We start from the raw sequence: 19,476 nt of genomic DNA, 5'->3' as shown, positions 1-19,476 counted from the left end.
TGATCTATCGCCAGCAAGCTATCGTTCAGGGCCTAAAGACGTGCAAAATTCGGTTCTTGCATTGGCCGCCCCTGACAGCTTCGGGCACCCGAAATCAGCGTCACGCGTCTAGCGGAGTAAGCTTGTGAAACCCTTTGCGCCCATAGATCAGCGCGGATTTTTCAGGATTAAGGTGAACCTGTTTGACCATACCAAAAAAGACGGCGTGGGTTTTTGTGTTGGCCCAATTGTCGACAACGCATTCGAAGGACACGACCGCCTCTTGCAGGACAGGGATGTCCAAGTCTCCTTTGATCCAGGTTCCTGCGACTTGGAACTGTTGTTCCTTGTCCATTTTCGACGAGAACGCTCCGACGACCTCCGTCAAATCATCAGGCACGAGGTTCACGGCAAATCGGCGACTGTCCATCACATAGCCATAGGTACGCGCCGTACGGTTTATGCATACAAGCAGTGCGGGTGGATCCGCCGTCAGCGAACAAACAGCCGTCGCCGCCATACCGGCACGCGCGCCTTCGAATTCGGAGGTGATGATCGTTGTCGAGGCAGCAAGCAACTGCATGCCGGTCTTGAACCTGTCTTCTGTGGTCAGGGTCATACTGTGCTCTTGCTAATTAGTGAACGATCACTTACCTTCCACGTTGCAGAGCGATTGTCAATGCAGACTTCACCGCCAGCAAACATGGAAAAAAATGTCTTCACACTTGAAGCCAAGGAAACAAAGAAGGCAAACCGATCAACAGGAAGGCGGTTTTGACCGCAGGAGACACACAGTGAACCAGCAAAATCCCCAGTCATTCGAGACACTTTCGAACCTTCTGGATATGCAAAAGGCCCATCATGCCGCCCATGGCGCGCCAAGCGCTGCAGAGCGAAAGGATCGTCTGACGCGTCTGATCGATCTGATGGTGGACAATCAGGATGCAATCGTTGACGCGATCTCGGCTGACTTTGGCAACCGATCGCGCCACGAGACCATTGCAGCCGATATCGTCGGAACACTGAAAGAGATCAAGTATGCACGCAAGAACCTTGATCGCTGGATGCGCCCCGAAAAGGCAAAGCCAGAGTTTCCGCTGGGATTGTTTGGTGCCCGCGCCCGTATTCAGTATCAACCACTGGGCGTGATCGGGATCGTCAGCCCGTGGAACTTTCCCATCATCCTGTCCGTCGGACCAATGGCCGAAGCCATAGCCGCCGGCAACTCGGTAATGATGAAACCATCAGAGTTCACGCCACGCACCTCAGAGCTGATGAAAAATCTGCTTGAAGCCAAGTTCGCGCCACATGAGGTGACCGTCTCCACCGGCGGGATCGAGGTCGGGCAGGCCTTTACCAGCTTGCCGTTCGACCACTTACTGTTCACGGGCGCCACCAGCATCGCCCCGCACATCCTGCGCGCCGCCGCCGATAACATGGTTCCGACGACACTGGAACTGGGAGGAAAGAACCCAGCCATTGTCGCCCCTAGTGCCGATATGAACCTTGCCGTTGCCCGGATTGCTGCAGGCAAGATTTTCAACGCCGGTCAGGTCTGCCTTGCACCTGACTACGTATTCGTTCCGCGCGCAAAGATGGAAGACTTTGCAACTGCGCTGGCCGATAAGTTTGCCGAGTATTTCCCCACCCTCTCTGGCAACCCTGACGTCACCCATATTGTGACAGACCGTCAATTCGATCGCCTGAAGGGTTTGGTAGATCAGGCACGATCAGCAGGCGCACGCATTGTCGAAGTGAACCCCGCGAACGAGGACCTCTCGGCCTCGAATGAGAAAATTCTGCCTCCCACTTTAGTCATCGATGCGGACCCAGATCTTGAACTGATGCAGAACGAAATCTTCGGCCCGATCCTCGCGATAATGCCCTATGACTCGCTGGACGATGCGATTGCCTTCGCCAATGCCCGCCCGCGCCCATTGGCGACCTATGTGTTCGCCAAGGACAAGGCCGAGCAGGAAAAAGTGATGGAAGACACCATCTCAGGCGGAGCCACGGTGAACGACACGATTATGCACATGACCCAAATGTCCCTGCCCTTTGGCGGCGTCGGCGCCAGTGGTATAGGCTCGTACCACGGCGAGCACGGCTTCAAGCGGTTCAGCCATGCAAAAGCGGTTTATAAGCAGATCAACATGGACGGTTTCTTCAAGGCCGTGCGCCCGCCCTATGGCGAGAAGTTCTTTAAGACTATGGGTCCTTTCCTGAAAAAGTAAGCCTGTCGAAAACAAAAGAGGGAGCTCTCGGGCGCTCCCTCTTTCATTGGTGAAAGCGGATCGTCAGACCTCAAGCCATTCCTGACGGATGGCTGCGTTTTCCTTAAGCTCTTGGGGCGTCCCCTCGTAAACCATGTGGCCATGACCCATAACGTAAACCCGATGCGTCACCCGCAAGGCAATGGTCAGCTTTTGTTCAACCAATAGAATTGACACACCACGCTCGGCGATCTGCAGCAGCAAGTCGCCGACCTGCTCGACGATCTTGGGGGCCAGACCCTCGGTCGGTTCGTCGATCATGATGAAATCCGGGTCACCCATTAGCGCGCGACAGATGGTCAGCATCTGCTTTTCGCCGCCTGACATGACCGAAGCGTCCACGTCTGCGCGATTGCGCAGGTTCGGGAACATCTCAAACATATCTTCCATGCACCAACGCCCGTCACCATCCTTTTGACCGGGCTTCAGGCCCAGCATCAGGTTCTGCCGGGTCGTGAGACCTGGAAAGATATCCCGGTTCTCGGGCACATAGCCGATACCGGATTTAGCAATCTCAAAGCTCTTGCGCCCTGCGATTTCCTTGCCCCGGAACTGGATCGAACCATGCGGCGCGACCTCGCCCATAATAGCCTTGCAGGTGGTGGATCGACCCACCCCGTTGCGACCCAGCAGCGAGACAATCTCACCCTCACCCACCTCAAGGTTTACGCCCTGAAGGATGTGGCTTTTGCCGTAGTAGGCGTGCAAGTCGGTGACCTGAAGCATCACACCGCCTCCTCTTCCAAACTTGCGCCCAAATAGGCTTCTTTCACTTTTGCCGAGGCACGCACGACGTCCGGCGTGCTGGATTCGATCACTTCGCCATAAACAAGGACCGAGATCTTGTCGGCCAGGTCAAAGATCACACCCATGTCATGTTCTACGATCAACAGCGTCTTGTCCTCGGTCACGTTGCGGATCAGGTCCACGATCAGGTCGGTTTCCGAATGGCTCATCCCGGCGCAGGGCTCGTCCAGCAGGATGATGTCGGCCCCGCCTGCGATCGTGATTCCGATCTCAAGCGCGCGCTGCTCGGCATAGGCCAGCGTCCCCGCCAGTTCATTCCGGCGTTGCGTCAGATTGATCTGCGCCAGAATTTCCTCGGCCTTCTCGGTCACGTCCTGTTGCCGTCCGATCATGTGCCAGAACGAGTATCGATATCCCATCGTCCACAACAAACCGCAGCGAATGTTCTCGAACACGGTCATGTTGGGGAAAATATTGGTGATCTGGAACGACCGGCTCAGCCCGCGTCGATTGATCTCGAACGGCTTCATGCCAGTGACGTCTTCGCCATGCAGAAACACGCCGCCCGAAGTTGGTGCGAAACGACCTGTGATCAGGTTGAACAGGGTCGATTTTCCGGCCCCGTTCGGCCCAATGACCGCATGGCGTTCACCTTTGGCAATCTGCAGGTTCACACCTTGGATGATCTTGGCCAGACCAAAGCTTTTCTCAAGGTTTCTCAGCTCGATGGCAGGAACGCTCATGCCTGGGCCTCCGCATGGTTCGCATTGTCCCAGGCCGCGCGGATTTCCGGCAATAGGCGGAACACAAGGAAGAGTGAGACCGCTGCAATCGCTGCCGCCATGACCAGCGCGTGGTAGCCCGTGCTGTCAAACGAGATGCCATACAGCACCATTTCATGATCGCCGCCGTACCCATGACGCTTGTGGAAGAGAATCTCCAGTATCGCAGCCAGTGACAAAACGCTGGTGATCGCTGGGAGCGCGACCTTGAGATAGGGTTTGAACAGCAGGTTCAGTTTACCCAAGGCAAGCGGGCGGCGGTGCATCGCGATCAACCCGGCAAACCCTGACGGAAAGAACATAACACAGCCAACGAACAGGATGCCGAGATACAGCGCCCAAAGTTCGGTATGCAGACCCAAAACCGTTTGCAGAAAGGTAAAAACGATGGCTCCAATAATTGGCCCCACAAAGAACCCGACTCCTCCGATGAATGTCACCAGCAGGATCGACCCCGAGGTTGCGAGGTTCAGGTTTTCTTCGGTCAGGATTTCAAAGTTGATCGCGAACAGAGATCCGGCGACACCCGCAAAAAAGCCCGAGGCACAGAAGGAGATCCAACGCACGTTGCGCTGGGAATAGCCCAGGAACTCGGCCCGTTCTTCGTTATCGCGCACCGCGTTGGCAATTCGCCCAATCGGAGTGCGCGAAAACAGGTACATCAACAGCGTAGCCAGCAGCAGCCAAAAAACCGTCAGGTAATAGACTTCCTGCTGCGACAGGAACTCATAGCCGAAAACCGGCGGCCCCATTGTGCGGTCGCCCGAAATCCCTTCTTCGCCTCCAAAGAACACGACTAGGATAACAGAGCAGGCCGCGATTAGCTCTCCGACGCCCAGCGAGATCATCGCAAACACTGTGCCCGCCCGCCGCGTTGAAAAGCTGCCGATGATGAACGCAAACAGCAAACCAAACAGGCCGCCGACAATCGGCAACAGCGGCAGGGGCAGCCAAAGGCCATCCTCGACCATGTTCATGACGTGCATGGCAAAGAACCCGCCCAGCCCCATATAAACCGCGTGGCCGAAAGACAGCATCCCGCCCTGCCCCAGAAGCATGTTGTAGCTGAGCGCAAAGACGATGGTGATCGCCATCTGGTTCATGATTGTCAGCGCTGAACTGGTCTGAAACACAAATGGCAGGCACAGCAGAAACAGCATGGCAAAAGCCCACGGCATCGTGCTGGAAAGCGTAATCAGCCGTGCCGTTCCCGCTGTCAAACGCGTCTTGCTTGCAATACTCATGACTCACGGTTCCCCATCAGTCCCTGCGGGCGCAGGACGAGCACGATGATCATCAACAGATAAGGCAGGATCGGGCCCAGCTGCGGCAGGGTCAGCGTCCACAGATCCTGTAGCGGGTGATCCCAGATCAGTTCAGGCTTGGTAAAGCCCATGGCGGTCAGCACCTGTTCGGCCGTCACGTTATACGCGGTGGCGAAGGTCTGCATCCAACCAATGATCAGTGAGGCAACAAGCGCCCCCCAGAGAGACCCCAGCCCACCGATAACGATGGTCACGAAAACAATCGAACCTAGCTGCACGGCCATACCCGGGAAAACCCCAAGCACCGGACCTGCGATCACACCGGCTAGGCCAGCCATCGCTGTGCCGACGCCGAAGACACACATAAAGACCAACGGGACGTTATGGCCCAGGTTCTGGACGGTCTCAGGATAGCTGAGCGCAGCCTGGATGGTCATGCCGATGCGGGTCTTGGTCAGGATGTACAGCAAGGTCAAGAAGATCCCCATGGCCACCGCGATCATGAAAACCTTGTATGCAGGAAAGGCGTTTCCAGCGATGGAAAAAGCCGCGAAATCAAGCGCTGCGGGCTCTGAGAAAGGCAGCTGGCTTTTGCCCCAGAAGAACTGAATTGTCTCTTCGATCAGCAAGGCCAGCCCAAAGGTAAAGATCAGTTCAGGTACGTGGCCGTATTTATGGACACGCCTCAACCCGTATCGCTCGACCAGCGCTCCGATAACCCCGACAATAAGCGGCGCGATGAGCAAACCCGCCCAGAAACCTGTAACAAGGCTGATCTGATAGGCGAAGTAAGCACCCAGCATATAAAAACTGGCATGGGCAAAGTTCAGAACGCCCATCATGGAAAAGATCAGTGTCAGACCGCTGCACAACATGAACAGCAGCAATCCGGTGACGAACCCATCCAACACGTTCACGAGGAACAGCGCCATAGTTGTCTCCCTGCATTTATAGAGTGGTGGTCTTGCGGGCCGCCAGTCGCCTGAGGCCCGGCAAGATGTGTCAAAGGGTTATGGACGCTTCATTTCGCATGTCGTGGCCGAGTCCTTGGACGCCATCTCGACGATGGTCTGGGCATTCATGCCACGGCCTGACTTGTCATACTCGAACGTGACGCCCGGCGTCTGGCCCTGAACGGTCACCGTTTGGATCGCCTGGTGGTCGCTTTCACGCATGACCGTTTTGCCGGTGAGGATGCCGTCGTGCTCCATACCTTCAAGCGCATATGCGATCGCCTTGATATCGGAAGCATTTCCAACTTCGTTGATTGCGGCGGCCAGCATCGGCGCGACATTCGCCATCTGAGGCTGCCCCAAGTCCAGGTCCGGGAAACTTTCATAGAAAGACTCGATAAACGCCTGTGCGTCCGGAGACGGTGCCGGGTTCACCTGGCCAGCGCCGACCAGTTTGACGATGCCATCGCCTTCTTCACCGAACGCGGCCGTAATGCCCGATGTTGCCCCGTAATAAGTGTAAATCGGCTTATCAAAACCAGCACCCATCACGGCCTTGCCCAGACCAACCATATCGCCGCCCCAGTTGCCGGTAATCACGGCGTCGGCGCCCGAACCAACGATTTTGCGCGCATATGGTGTAAAGTCTTTGACTTTCCCAATCGGGTGCAACTCGTTTCCGACGATTTCGATGTCAGGACGTTTTTCTTTCAGGAAACGCTGAGCAGCGGACGCGACCGCCTTACCAAAGGAATAATCCTGCCCGATGACATAGACCTTTTTGATTTCAGGATTGGCAGCGATATCGTCGGTCAGCGCGTCCATTTTGATGTCTGCATTGGCGTCGAACCGGAAGTGCCAGAACTGGCATTTATCATTCGTCAATGCCGGATCAACGGCCGAGTGGTTGAGGAAGATGACCGGGTCATCCGGGTTACGCCGGTTGTGCTTGGCAACGGCCTCGGTCAACGCGCTGGCGACGCCGGATGACGCGCCCTGCGCGATGATGCGAATACCCTGGTCCATCGCAACCTGCAGCTGGATCAGGGATTCTTTGGCGCTGATCTTGTTATCGAAAGGCACCATTTCAAACTCGGCCTGCCCATCCAGCAGCGCACCGGGCTCGTTCACCAGTTCTTTGATTGTGTGACGATAGATGGACAACCCCTGCGTGCCAGTCGTCGCGAATGGGCCGGAAAGCGGGTCGATGAATGCGATTCGCACTTTCTCTTGCGCTGCTGCGGCCCCTGCGATCAAACCTGCAGCCAGCGCGGTCGCCATCATAAAGTTCAGTCTTTTCATTTCTTCCTCCCTATTGACACCAGGCGGTGGGTTTCAGCCTGCCAATCGATCCACATCAAGGTGAGTGATCGATCACTATATTCAAGGGCGTTTGTTAGTGTGTCAACGAATTACTGCAAATTCAGAAAACTTCTGACCCACTGTGAAAACAAATCCCGCAGAGTGATGAATCTTTGCTCAAACTGCTCCGTCATGATCACGGAGACCGGAATTTCCCTTTGAAAATAAATGGCAACTTGAGGTTAGGGCGCTCTTGCTCCGAACTCGCCTTGCTGCCGACCGTCAACAGAAATCCGGTAAAACAAATCGTTGACATTTTTTTTAGTCGCGTAATACCATTAGTGTACTAACGAGAAATTTCTCTGCAGGAAGAAACACTTTGCGGTATCTAACGCCCAGCACGCTTGACGATGCGTTCGATTTGCTGACCACCCATGACCTGGCGGTTGTCGCTGGTGGCACTGACTTTTTCCCGTCCAGACACCGTCATGAACTGCACACTGACATACTGGACGTCACTCGCATCGCCGGTCTTTCGGGAATCGAATTCAGTGAGAACCGCTGGAAAATCGGGGCCGCGACGAGCTGGACGGATATTGCGCGGACTGAGCTGCCCGAGGCGTTTCGCGGACTGCAAATGGCTGCTCTCGAAGTGGGCAGCCTACAGATACAGAACAGAGGCACGATTGCCGGCAACCTGTGTAATGCCTCGCCAGCCGCTGATGGTGTGCCCCCCCTGTTGACGCTTGACGCGTCCGTTGAACTCGGCTCTGCGCGCGGGTTCCGCGAGGTTCCGCTGTCGGATTTCATCACAGGCGTACGGCAGACGCAGCGCATAAGCGATGAGATCGTGACCGCGATCTATCTGCCTGCCTCACCAGACGGGGCCATCGGTCACTTCGAAAAGCTGGGCGCGCGGCGCTATCTGGTTATTTCAATCACGATGACGGCCGCCATTATCGACATCGATGCGCAGGGTCGTATCTCGGATGCGCGGGTCGCGGTGGGCGCGGCCTCGGCTGTTGCGCAACGGTTGGAAGATCTCGAAACAGAACTGATCGGGCAAAACCCCGAAACCGTAGAAATCTCGCCCCGTCATTTGGCGCCGCTCAGCCCGATTGACGACGTGCGTGGCGACGCGGAATTCCGGCTTGAGGCCGTTGCAGAACAATGCCTGCGGGCCATCAAAGAGGCGAGCCAACGTCATGGATAAGCGCGCGGACGAGATCACGACACAGTTCACTCTGAATGGGCTTCCCGTCAGTGCTGTTCCACGCGCCGGTGAACGCCTGTCGGAGATGTTGCGCGAACGGCTGGATACCCGCGATGTCAAGATCGGCTGCAATGCGGGCGATTGCGGTGCGTGTACGGTGTTGCTTGATGGTGCTCCGGTCTGTGCGTGTCTTGTGCCTGCGCAGCAAGCTGCCGGGCGGTCGGTGGAAACGGTCGCGGGGCTAACTAAAGAAGATCGGATCGCCCAACATCTGGCCGACAGCTTTCAGAGCCACGGCGCGGCGCAATGTGGGATTTGCACACCGGGCATGTTGACCGCTGCGGTCGCGCTGCTGCGTGAAGTGCCTCAGCCGGACCAAGAACAAGTTCAGGATGCCCTTGGCGGGGTATTGTGCCGATGCACCGGGTATCGCAAGATCATAGACGCAGTTGTTGCGGCCGGTGCGGCCACCCAGCCTACGGAAACAAAGGGCCACGCCGGAGAGGGTATCTGGCGCGTCGACGGGCAAGACAAGGTAACCGGTGCGGAACAGTTTGGCGATGACGTTGCCCCCGCCGGAACGCTTGAAGTCTTTGTCATCCGCTCACCCCATCACCGCGCTGGTTTTAGATTTGGTGATCTGCAGGCATGGGCCAAAGACATTCCGGGTGTCGAGGCCGTTCTGACTGCAGCGGATATTCCCGGTCGGAACGTTTTTGGCGTCATTCCGGATTTCGCGGATCAACCGGTGTTTGCCGAAGCCGAGGCCCGGTTCCGGGGCGAGGCAGTTGCCGCCATCGTCGCCCTGCCCGATTTTGTTGCAGCCTTTGACCCGTCCACGTTCCCGGTCACCTGGGACGAACGGCCTGCTGTGCTGGAATCGCATGATGCCCAGGCACCCGAGGCCGCGCAACTGCATCCAAACCGCAACAACAACGTGATGTGCGGCGGTTTCGTGACCTGCGGCGCGCCAGAAAGGGCATTGTCCGATGCCGATCTCGTTGTCGAAGGTCACTTTCGTTCGGGTTTTGTCGAACACGGATATATCGAGCCCGAAGCAGGCTTCGCTGAGATGGTCAATGGCCGGGTCGAAGTACATGCCTGCACGCAGGCCCCCGTAATGGATCTGGACGCGCTTGAGATCATACTGGGAATGCCCCGCGACCAGATTCGCATTATCCCAACCGGCGTCGGCGGTGGGTTCGGGTCGAAACTGGATGTGTCCGTTCAACCCTATCTGGCGCTGGCGGCGCTCAGAACAGGCAAGCCGGTGCGGCTGACCTATTCGCGGACGGAGTCGATGCAGTCCACAACCAAACGCCACCCCTCAGACCTTCGGGTCAGGATCGGGGCGACACGGGATGGCACGATCAGTGGGATGATCTTTGACGGGCTGTTTAACACTGGCGCTTATGCCAGTTGGGGGCCGACAGTGGCCAACCGGGTGCCAGTGCATGCTTCGGGGCCGTACAGAATTACCGATTACCGCGCAGAGGCTAAGGGCATTCACACGCATTGCCCTCCATCCGGCGCATTCCGCGGCTTTGGCGTCCCGCAATCGGCGATCGCGCAGGAAAGCTTGTTTGACGAGCTGGCCGACAAACTGGATATCGACCCATTGGATTTCCGCATCCGAAATGCTCTGGAAAGCGGCGTGCCCACAGTTTGCGGTCAGGTCTTTGACCAAGGCGTCGGCATTCGCGCCTGTCTCGAGGCGCTTCGCCCTGCATGGGTCGAGGAAAACGACACGGCCTCAGCTTTCAATGCCCAAAACGACATATTGAAACGCGGTGTTGGATTGGCGGCAGGATGGTACGGGTGCGGAAACACCTCGCTGCCCAATCCATCGACTATCAAATCGGGCATCAGGGCGGATGGAACATTGGTGCTGCACCAGGGCGCGATGGATATCGGCCAGGGCGCGAACACCGTGATCACTCAGATCTTTGCCACCGCACTTGGCGTCCCGGTTGGCCAAATAGAAATCATCGGTGGGGATACGGATGTAACGCCAGACGCGGGCAAAACCTCGGCCTCGCGCCAGACCTATGTTTCGGGCAACGCTGCGCGTTTGTCGGGTGAGGCGTTGCGGGCGCAAATCCTCACCCGTGTCAATGCTGGCCCGGATGCCAAGATCACCCTGAATGCAGCGGCGATCACCGTGGGCGACAAAGGACAGACCCACACCATTGAATTGTCCGCGCTGACCCCCGATGCCGAAGGCTATGTCCTGCGCGCCGAAGAAACCTATGACCCGCCTACGCAACCGCTGGACGAAAACGGCCAGGGCGTGCCGTACGCGCAATTCGGATATGCCGCGCATCTGGCCGTGGTCGAAGTGGACATCAAGTTGGGGACTGTGAAGCCAATCAAGTTTGTGGCCGCGCATGACGTGGGCAAAGCCATCAACCCGATGCTGGTCGAGGGTCAAGTGCAGGGCGGCATTGCGCAGGGCCTAGGCATGGCATTGATGGAGGAATACCTGCCCGGCCGCACCGAGAACCTGCACGACTACTTGATCCCGACCATCGGCGACATCCCCCCGATCGAGACCCTGATCATCGAGGAAGAAGACGCCCACGGCCCTTATGGCGCCAAAGGTCTGGGAGAGCATGTGCTGATCCCGACCGCTCCGGCGCTTTTCAATGCAATCAAACGCGCCTGTGGCGTCCGGCTGACACAAGGCCCGGCCACACCTGCCAAACTACGCGCGGCAATCAAGGAACAAACAGATGCCAACTGAACGCGCACAGCCGGAGAAGATCCGCTGCGACGCCTGCCCGGTGATGTGCTACATCGCGGATGGCAAAGCCGGGGCCTGTGATCGCTATGCCAATCACGGGGGTGATCTGGTCCGGCTGGACCCGCTGACGATCATCGAAAGCGCACAGGATGGGCGGCTTGTTCCGTTTCTGAAGGATGGCAAAGACCCCGAGGACTGGGACGGCGATATCGTGCAGGGGACGCGCCCGTTCGTCACTGCGGTCGGAGCGGGAACAACCTATCCCGACTACAAGCCCGCCCCCTTCATCGTCAGTCAGGACATCGAAGGCGTAGACATGGTCACCGTCGTGACCGAAGGGATATTCTCGTATTGCGGCGTCAAGGTGAAGATCGATACGGACCGCCATATCGGCCACGAACGCGACGTGGTCCGAGTGGATGGTGAGCCTGTCGGGCATGTCATGACCTCAGAATACGGCTCGAAAATGCTGTCGCTGGGTGGCGTTGAACATCTGACCGGTGGCACCAAGAAAGAGGGCCGCGTGACCTGTGACGCCCTTTTGCGGTTATGCAACCGCGAGGCTGTAGAGATAGTGATTGGAGAAGAAGGCCACGACACCACGGTTGTGGTTCAGGCCGGGAAAGCGCCGATCATAAACGGAGTCGAAGAAAAGCTGATGCGGGTCGGCTGTGGGTCGGCCACGATCGGGATGTTCGCCAAGCAATGGGTCGACCATGTGGATGACGTGGTTGTTGTGGACGATCACATCACCGGCGTTCTGTCCGAACACCAGGCAGGCAAGATGCTGGATGTCGAACCTACTGGGATCAAGATCAATGGGCGGCGATCCACGCCCGGACGTTACTTTCAGGTGGCTGAACCCGGCACCGGCTGGGGCGGTACGGACATCGAAGACCCCCTCAAAATTCTGGGCGATTTCAACCCGAAATTCGCTCGCGAAGGCATGAGCTTGCTGATGGTGTCGACCACGGGCGAACAATACGGCTATTTCGAGCTGAACGCCGATCTAAGACCGCAAGCGGCCGAAATACCCGCAGCGCTTAAGGCATCGGCCGAACTCATTGCTGAAAACTGTGAGCCTTCCGTCTGTTCGGTCCTTTTCATGGGCGGCGCGGGCGGCAGCCTGCGGGCGGGCGTTACCGAAAACCCCGTGCGGTTGACGAAATCCGTCAAGGACTCGCTGACCTTTGTGTCCTGCGGCGGGGCCGAGGCCTATGTCTGGCCCGGCGGCGGCATCACTGTGATGGTGGATGTAATGGACATGCCGACAGGCTCTTTCGGATACGTGCCCACCCCGGCACTTGTCGCCCCCATCGAGTTCACGATGCGCGTCAGCGACTACGGCACACTGGGCGGGCATATGGATGAGATCAAGCCGGTCGCTGAGGTGGTCTCGGGCGAGACCCGCAAAGTAGATCAGTTCCAGAACCAGCTGAATCCCATGGCATCAACCAATTACCGCTGGGCAAAAGGAGCTTAACGTCCGTTGCATCCCTCATCCGCCATATTGCCGTGTGGTCGCAGGTTGCACCTGCAACATGGCCCCATCGACCTGATCGTCGAGGCGGAGGGTGCGCGAGAGATCGCCTTTGAAGCGGCAAAGGCTCGGTTCCAGACCATACTGCAGGGATTGGTGGACGAGCTTGCGCTATTGAAAACGCCGATGGCTCCGGACAGTCCGTACCCGCTAGGGCCTGTGGCACGGCGCATGGATACGGCAGTGCGCCCGCATTCGAGTGTATTTGTCACTCGCATGGCCGCCGTCGCGGGTGCAGTCGCAGATGAAGTTTTGGCAGCAATGGTGCAGGCTGCCCCGCTTGTGCGCGCTTCGGTCAACAACGGTGGCGATATTGCCATGCACTTGGGACCGGGCCAGAAATTCCACCTCGCCATGAGCGATCTTGACGGGCACGATCTTGGCCGTATTGCTATTTCCGCTGGGGATGGGATCGGCGGCATCGCCACGTCCGGTCGCGGCGGGCGCAGCCTGAGCCTCGGAATCGCAGACAGTGTCACCGTACTGGCCCGGACGGCGGCAATGGCGGATGTGGCCGCCACGCTGATTGCAAACGAGGTCGATCTGCCAGGCCATCCCGCGATCGCCCGCCGACCGGCCCAAGAGCTGCGCGATGACAGTGATCTGGCCGCGCTGCTTGTACCCGTTTCAATCGGACCGCTCTCGGCCGGGGACATCGAAAAAGCCCTGTCGTGCGGCCTGAATATCGCCAAGGACATGCAAGCGCGGGGGTTGATCACCGCTGCGCACCTGTCGCTTGGGTCTCAATCCTGCCAAACGGGTGCCGCCCGACTGGTGACCTCCTCCACTCAAAAGGTTTCAGAATATGCCTGACGTTCACCTGCGAAAGAAACTCTTTTCGCTTGAAGAGATTTATCACGAGGGGGGGCCGGCCTCTGAAAAGCCCTTGCAACGTGTGGCGGCGCTTGCCGTGATCGCCAATCCGTTTGCAGGCCGGTATGAGCCTGAAATTCAGGGCTTCATGGAAGACCTAAGACCGCTGGGGCTGGAGCTTGCGCAAACCCTGATCGACATGCTGGGCGGGCCTGAGAACGTCGAAGGGTATGGCAAGGGCTCTTTGGTCGGTGAAGGTGGCGAGCTGGAGCATGGTGCCCTGTGGCACGCCCCCGGCGGCTATGCGATGCGGCAGTTGCTGGGCACAGCCAACGCGATTGTGCCGTCGTCCAAGAAGGTTGGCGGTGTTGGCGCGCGGCTGGACGTGCCGATCACACATATCAATGCCTCATACGTGCGCAGCCATTTCGACAGTATGGAGGTCGGTTGCAACGACGCCCCCCGCGCGGGCGAGTTGGCATTTGCACTGGTCATGACAAGCGGACCGCGGGTGCATTCCCGGTCCGGAGGGCTAGAGGCCTGGGACATCAAAGGAGAGGACGGTCTACGATGACAAAGATCCGCAAAATCGCCGTCAACATCGAAGAAACCCATATTGAGGCGGGCCGTGAGATCTCACCTGCAACCCGCAAGGCCGTGGCCGTTGCGGTGATCGAGAACCCCTTTGCCGGGCAATATGTCGAAGACCTGACGCCGTTGATGGACACAGGGGCCGAACTGGGGGCTTTGCTGGGGCGCCGCTGTGTCGAGGCTCTTGGCATCACCCCGGAACAAGCCGAAAGCTATGGCAAATCGGCCATGGTCGGAGAAAATGGCGAGTTGGAACATGCCGCCGCCATCCTGCACCCCAAACTCGGTGCCCCCTTGCGCAAAGAGGTCGAAAAAGGGGCCGCACTGGTGCCCTCTTCGAAAAAAATGGGCAGCCCCGGACAGGTTCTGGACGTGCCGCTGGGCCACAAGGACGCCGCCTATGTGCGCAGCCACTTTGATGGGATTGAGGTGCAGTTGAACGACGCACCCCGCGCGAACGAAATCATGGTTGCGGTTGCTGTTACAGACAGTGGCAGACCGTTGCCGCGTGTCGGCGGTTTGACCACCGATGAGGCAGAAGGCAAGGACGGCCTGCGCTGAATGCGTAAGGTGCGCTCTTTGGGGCTGACAATACTTTAAGAAGCCGGGATAACTGGCCGTGAAAAATGATCATTGGGAGGAATTTGATATGAATCTGATCAGACGCACGGTCCTGGGTGCGCTTGCGGCGTTGCCTCTGGCCGGAATTTCGGCAGGGGCCAGTTTTGCCCAAGACACAATCGTGTTGGGCGAAGTCAACAGCTACACCCGCCTGCCCGCCTTTACCGAGCCTTACAAAAAAGGCTGGCAGCTGGCCGTTGAACAAATCAACACCGCAGGTGGGATCGATGGCAAACAGCTTGAGGTAATCAGCCGTGACGATACCGGCGACCCGGCGACCGCTATCCGGATCGCCGAAGAGCTGGTTTCGAAAGACGGGGCTGTTCTGATCTTTGGCACCTTCCTGTCCAATATCGGTCTGGCGGTCTCGGACTTCGCCAAGCAGAAAGAGGTTCTGTTCCTGGCATCGGAACCCCTGTCTGACGCTATCGTCTGGTCCAAGGGCAACAAATACACCTATCGCCTGCGCCCCTCGACCCATATGCAAGCCGCGATGCTGGCCGAACAAGCGGCCAAGCTGGACGCGGTCAAGTGGGCCACAGTCGCGCCGAACTATGCCTATGGTCAGGATGCTGTGAAGGCGTTCAAATCCGAACTGTCCAAGCTGCGCCCGGACGTGGAGTTTGTTGAAGAACAATGGCCGCCGGTCTTCAAGATCGACGCCGGGTCGACCGTTCGCGCGCTTGAAGCCTCTAAACCCGATGCAATTTACAATGTGACGTTTGGGGGTGATCTGGCGAAGTTTGTCCGCGAAGGCTCGCTACGGTTCCTGTTCGAAGACCGCGATGTGGTGTCTCTGCTGACGGGTGAGCCCGAATATCTGGACCCGCTGGGGGCCGAAGCGCCTGAGGGTTGGATTGTGACCGGTTATCCATCGACCGACATCGACACGGATGAGCACAAGGCGTTTGCCGACGCCTATATCGAAAAATTCGGCGAAGCACCCAAGACCGGTTCCATTGTGGGCTATAACTCGATCCTCGCCATTGCCGCAGCCTTGGAAAAGGCAGGCTCCACCGATACGGATGCCCTGCTGGCGGCCATGGAGGGGCTGGCTATCGACAGCAGCCCAACCGGGCCGTTCACGTTCCGTGCAGCGGATCATCAGTCGACCATGGGCGCCTATGTGGGCAAGACCGGCATGGTTGATGGCAAGCCCGTGATGGTGGACTGGGCCTATGCCGATGGTGCGGACTACCTGCCCAGCGAAGACGAGGCTGCGGCCCTGCGTCCGGCGGAATGAGCCGACCCGGCGGGGCAGTTCATGCCCCGCCGCATAAAACGAAAAAGGGACGGTGGCCCGATGGGGTTCTATTTTGCACAGCTTCTGACCGGACTGGCGAATGCGTCTTCGCTTTTCCTGATCGCCTCAGGTCTTTCGATCATCTTCGGCGTCACGCGGATCGTGAATTTTGCCCACGGGTCATTCTACATGGTGGGTGCGTACCTCGCCTATACGTTGGTCACACTTTGGAGCGGCAGTATCTTTGGCTTCTGGTTCAGCGTCATTCTGGCCGCTGCCATTGTCGGGCTGATCGGTCTTGCGATCGAACTGACCATCCTGCGACGCATCTATCACGCGCCCGAACTGTTCCAACTGGTCGCCACGTTTGGCGTCGTTCTGATCTTTCAGGATGCTACCCTGGCCATTTGGGGCGCCGAGGACTTGCTGGGGCCGCGCGCGCCAGGACTGGATAGCGCCGTTCGCATCATGGGCGAACCGATCCCGGAATACGATCTTGCCCTGATCGCCATTGGCCCGGTTGTTTTGCTGGCCATCTGGTTGCTGTTCCATAAAACACGCTGGGGCGTTCTGGTCCGCGCCGCAACCCAGGACCGAGAGATGGTCGGAGCGCTTGGCGTCAATCAGGCTTGGCTGTTCTCGGCCGCCTTTGTGCTGGGCTCCTTTCTGGCCGGATTGGGCGGCGCGCTCCAAATCCCGCGCGAAGCGGTTTCGTTGCAAATGGACCTGTCGATAATTGGCGAGGCCTTTGTGGTCGTCGTGATCGGCGGCATGGGCAGCGTATCGGGCGCGTTTGTGGCAGCCGTGTTGATCTCGGTCCTGAACGCCTTTGCCATCCTGATCTTCCCTCAGATCTCGATCGTTCTTCCCTTCATCATCATGGCGATTGTCCTGATCTTCCGCCCGCACGGCCTGTTTGGCAAACCCGGCAGCGAAAAAGGCGCGCCGGAAGAGCCCGAGCAACCGCTGGCGCTGATGGATCAAAAGTCTGCAATGGTACTGGTTGCGGCGCTGCTGGTTCTTGCGCTCAGCCCTCTGTTCACCGCCGACTTCACTTCGGTCCTCATGGTCGATGTTATGGTCGCAACCCTGTTTGCAGTGTCCTTGCACTTTATGATGGGCGTCGGTGGGATGGTCAGCTTCGGCCACGCCGCTTACTTCGGCGTCGGAGCCTATGGCGCCGCGATGGCAGTCAAGTTCCTTGGGTTGGGAATGATTTCTGCCATGTTGTTCGGCCCGATCTGCGCCGCCCTTGCCGCGCTGTTTTTCGGTTGGTTCTGCGTGCGATTGTCCGGTGTCTACCTTGCCATGCTGACACTTGCGGCGGCACAAATCCTGTGGGGCGTCACCTTTCAATGGCAGGAGTTCACCGGCGGGGATGACGGCATCCTTGGCGTCTGGCCAGCCAAATGGGCCAGCGCGGACAAGGTCTATTTCTACATCGCCTTCGTCCTGTGCATCGGTGGGATCTGGGCTCTGCGACGGGTCGCATTCTCTCCGTTCGGGTATATCCTGCGCGGCATCCGCGACAGCCAGACCCGGGCCGAAGCGATTGGCATCGACACACGGTTTCATCAATGGATGGGCTTTGTGCTGGCCGGTGGTTTTGCCGGTTTGGCGGGCGTGGTCTTTGCATTCTCGAAAGGCAGCGTCTTTCCGGATAGCCTGAGCATCGCGCTCAGCATTGATGGCCTGATCATGGTACTGCTGGGCGGCATCCACGCGTTGGCCGGACCAATCCTTGGAGCCGGAGCCTTTGTCCTGATCGAGGATTGGGTCACACGGCTGGACTATTGGCGCTTTATCTTCGGAGCGATCATTCTGGTCGTCGTGCTTCTGGCACCTGACGGGATCGCGGGCGGCGTGCAGCGTCTGCTGCGCGTGCTGAAAGGAGGTCGGGCATGACCAACGTTCTGGAGGTGCGCAACCTGTCCAAATCCTTTGGCGGTGTTCAAGCGGTCAAGGATGTGAATTTCGACCTGAAAGAAGGCGAGTTTCTGGCCCTCATCGGTCCCAACGGTGCGGGTAAAACAACGTGTTTCAATATGCTGAACGGGTATCTGAAGCCCAATTCAGGTTCAGTTTCACTTCGCGGGCAAGCTTTGATCGGGCATCCCCCGCGCAAGATCTGGCGCATGGGGGTTGGTCGAACGTTCCAGATTACAGCGACATTCCTGTCGATGACCGTTGTGGAAAACGTCCAGATGGCCCTGATCTCGCACCACCGCCGGGTGTTCGATCTGTTTACGCGGGCAACCCGACTATACGTGAACAAAGCAATGGCCCTGCTCGAGCTGGTCTCGATGCAGGATCAGGCAGGCCGGGCCTGTTCGGAGCTTGCCTATGGGGACCTCAAGCGGTTGGAGCTGGCGATCGCACTGGCCCACGAACCCGCCCTTCTACTGATGGATGAACCAACCGCAGGCATGGCCCCGTCGGAACGTCTGGCCCTGATGGCCCTCACGGCAGAAATCGTGGCCAAGGGCGGCGTCAGTGTCGTGTTCACCGAACACGATATGGACGTTGTATTCGCACATGCGCACCGAATTTTGGTTCTCAACCGCGGTGAGTTGATTGCTGAAGGCACCGGATCGGAAATCCGGACCAACCCACTGGTCCAGGAAGTCTATCTGGGCGGTGGAACCGTCTTTGAAGTGGAGAGCGCCCATGCTTGATGTCCAGAACCTTGAGGCCTGGTATGGCCGCGCGCAAATCCTCAACGGCATCTCGCTGAGCGTGGGTGAAAACGAGGTGGTTGCCCTGATGGGTCGAAACGGTGCAGGGAAATCGACCACAATGAAATCCATCATGGGGTTGGTGCGCCACATCGACGGCACCATCCGCTATGCCGACCGGGAAATACAGGGCAATGCCCCCCACGTGATATGCCGCTTTGGCTTTGGCTACGTCCCAGAAGACCGCCGGATCTTCGGCGACCTGACCATTGAGGAAAATCTTGAAGTCGGACGGCGGGCACCCAGGCCCGACGCCCCTGAGTGGACGCAAGAGCATCTGTTTGAACTGTTCCCAAACCTGGCAGAGCGGCGCAAGAACCTGGGCAAGCAGCTGTCCGGTGGGGAACAACAGATGTTGACCATCGCGCGAACCCTGATGGGCAACCCCAAGTTGGTTTTGTTGGACGAACCCTCAGAAGGCATCGCACCTGTCATCGTTGAGCAAATGGCCCGCGTGATCGCCGAGCTGAAACGCGAAGGGCTGTCGGTTTTGATCAGCGAACAAAACCTGCACTTTGCCCGGATCGTGTCGGATCGTGCCTACATCATCGAAAAAGGAGAGGTGCGGTTCGAAGGCAGTTTTGCGGATCTCGACAACAATCCCGAGATTTCCAATACTTACCTTGCGGTTTGACCGGCAGGCCTTGTGGGAGTCGCGCTTTTGTTTACTATAGTA

Annotated in this window: 17 protein-coding genes; 11 read left to right on the top strand and 6 right to left on the bottom strand. The window is 58.1% G+C overall.

Annotated elements, in window-relative coordinates; genetic code table 11:
* Positions 1 to 100: 100 nt before the first annotated feature.
* Positions 101 to 598 carry a flavin reductase family protein gene (locus J7416_RS13230; RefSeq protein WP_209225289.1) on the bottom strand — a complete coding sequence of 166 codons (498 nt, stop codon included), beginning with the start codon at positions 596 to 598 and terminating at the stop codon, positions 101 to 103.
* 175 nt (positions 599 to 773) lie between these two features.
* On the opposite strand from J7416_RS13230, the gene J7416_RS13225 reads away from it, so the two are divergent.
* Positions 774 to 2,213: a coniferyl aldehyde dehydrogenase gene (locus J7416_RS13225; RefSeq protein WP_209225286.1), complete on the top strand. Its 1,440-nt coding sequence runs from the start codon at positions 774 to 776 to the stop codon at positions 2,211 to 2,213.
* Positions 2,214 to 2,276: 63 nt separating this feature from the next.
* On the opposite strand, the gene J7416_RS13220 is transcribed toward J7416_RS13225, so the two are convergent.
* The 5 genes from J7416_RS13220 to J7416_RS13200 form a co-directional block, all read right to left on the bottom strand.
* Positions 2,277 to 2,978 carry an ABC transporter ATP-binding protein gene (locus J7416_RS13220; RefSeq protein WP_209225284.1) on the bottom strand — a complete coding sequence of 234 codons (702 nt, stop codon included), beginning with the start codon at positions 2,976 to 2,978 and terminating at the stop codon, positions 2,277 to 2,279.
* Positions 2,978 to 3,742 (bottom strand): ABC transporter ATP-binding protein, encoded by a 765-nt coding sequence (locus J7416_RS13215; RefSeq protein WP_209225282.1) that lies wholly within the window; start codon positions 3,740 to 3,742, stop codon positions 2,978 to 2,980. Before J7416_RS13215 ends, J7416_RS13220 begins: the two co-directional genes overlap by 1 nt.
* Positions 3,739 to 5,025 carry a branched-chain amino acid ABC transporter permease gene (locus J7416_RS13210; protein ID WP_209225280.1) on the bottom strand — a complete coding sequence of 429 codons (1,287 nt, stop codon included), beginning with the start codon at positions 5,023 to 5,025 and terminating at the stop codon, positions 3,739 to 3,741. Before J7416_RS13210 ends, J7416_RS13215 begins: the two co-directional genes overlap by 4 nt.
* A complete protein-coding gene (locus J7416_RS13205) occupies positions 5,022 to 5,978 on the bottom strand; it encodes a branched-chain amino acid ABC transporter permease (RefSeq protein ID WP_209225278.1) in 957 nt (318 codons plus the stop codon). Before J7416_RS13205 ends, J7416_RS13210 begins: the two co-directional genes overlap by 4 nt.
* 78 nt (positions 5,979 to 6,056) lie before the next feature.
* Positions 6,057 to 7,301, bottom strand: coding sequence for a branched-chain amino acid ABC transporter substrate-binding protein (locus J7416_RS13200; RefSeq protein ID WP_209225276.1), 1,245 nt, complete (start codon positions 7,299 to 7,301; stop codon positions 6,057 to 6,059).
* Positions 7,302 to 7,680: 379 nt separating this feature from the next.
* Between J7416_RS13200 and J7416_RS13195 the strand changes: the two genes are divergently transcribed.
* The 10 genes from J7416_RS13195 (at position 7,681) to J7416_RS13150 (ending at position 19,434) form a co-directional block, all read left to right on the top strand.
* Positions 7,681 to 8,514, top strand: coding sequence for an FAD binding domain-containing protein (locus J7416_RS13195; protein ID WP_209225274.1), 834 nt, complete (start codon positions 7,681 to 7,683; stop codon positions 8,512 to 8,514).
* Complete coding sequence (locus tag J7416_RS13190) at positions 8,507 to 11,257, top strand: molybdopterin cofactor-binding domain-containing protein (protein WP_209225272.1); 2,751 nt, start codon at positions 8,507 to 8,509, stop codon at positions 11,255 to 11,257. Before J7416_RS13195 ends, J7416_RS13190 begins: the two co-directional genes overlap by 8 nt.
* The gene (locus tag J7416_RS13185; RefSeq protein WP_209225270.1) at positions 11,247 to 12,740 is read left to right on the top strand and encodes a 6-hydroxynicotinate reductase; all 1,494 of its coding nucleotides are present in this window, start codon (positions 11,247 to 11,249) and stop codon (positions 12,738 to 12,740) included. Before J7416_RS13190 ends, J7416_RS13185 begins: the two co-directional genes overlap by 11 nt.
* 6 nt (positions 12,741 to 12,746) lie before the next feature.
* The gene (locus J7416_RS13180) at positions 12,747 to 13,610 is read left to right on the top strand and encodes a UPF0280 family protein (RefSeq protein ID WP_209225268.1); all 864 of its coding nucleotides are present in this window, start codon (positions 12,747 to 12,749) and stop codon (positions 13,608 to 13,610) included.
* Positions 13,603 to 14,184: an amino acid synthesis family protein gene (locus J7416_RS13175; RefSeq protein WP_209225266.1), complete on the top strand. Its 582-nt coding sequence runs from the start codon at positions 13,603 to 13,605 to the stop codon at positions 14,182 to 14,184. Before J7416_RS13180 ends, J7416_RS13175 begins: the two co-directional genes overlap by 8 nt.
* Positions 14,181 to 14,762 (top strand): amino acid synthesis family protein, encoded by a 582-nt coding sequence (locus J7416_RS13170; protein ID WP_209225265.1) that lies wholly within the window; start codon positions 14,181 to 14,183, stop codon positions 14,760 to 14,762. The genes J7416_RS13175 and J7416_RS13170 overlap by 4 nt, the downstream gene beginning before the upstream one ends.
* An 88-nt stretch (positions 14,763 to 14,850) precedes the next feature.
* On the top strand, positions 14,851 to 16,065 hold the full coding sequence (locus tag J7416_RS13165) for an ABC transporter substrate-binding protein (RefSeq protein ID WP_209225263.1): 1,215 nt from the start codon (positions 14,851 to 14,853) through the stop codon (positions 16,063 to 16,065).
* Positions 16,066 to 16,086: 21 nt separating this feature from the next.
* A complete protein-coding gene (locus J7416_RS13160) occupies positions 16,087 to 17,970 on the top strand; it encodes an ABC transporter permease (protein ID WP_348540270.1) in 1,884 nt (627 codons plus the stop codon).
* Positions 17,967 to 18,740: an ABC transporter ATP-binding protein gene (locus J7416_RS13155; protein ID WP_209225261.1), complete on the top strand. Its 774-nt coding sequence runs from the start codon at positions 17,967 to 17,969 to the stop codon at positions 18,738 to 18,740. The genes J7416_RS13160 and J7416_RS13155 overlap by 4 nt, the downstream gene beginning before the upstream one ends.
* A complete protein-coding gene (locus tag J7416_RS13150) occupies positions 18,733 to 19,434 on the top strand; it encodes an ABC transporter ATP-binding protein (protein ID WP_209225259.1) in 702 nt (233 codons plus the stop codon). Before J7416_RS13155 ends, J7416_RS13150 begins: the two co-directional genes overlap by 8 nt.
* Positions 19,435 to 19,476: the final 42 nt, after the last annotated feature.

Source organism: Ruegeria sp. R14_0 (genome assembly GCF_017743975.1).
Lineage (GTDB): Bacteria > Pseudomonadota > Alphaproteobacteria > Rhodobacterales > Rhodobacteraceae > Ruegeria.
The sequence above is the reverse complement of the archived record's forward strand: the minus strand, read 5'-3'. Positions and strand labels throughout refer to the sequence as shown.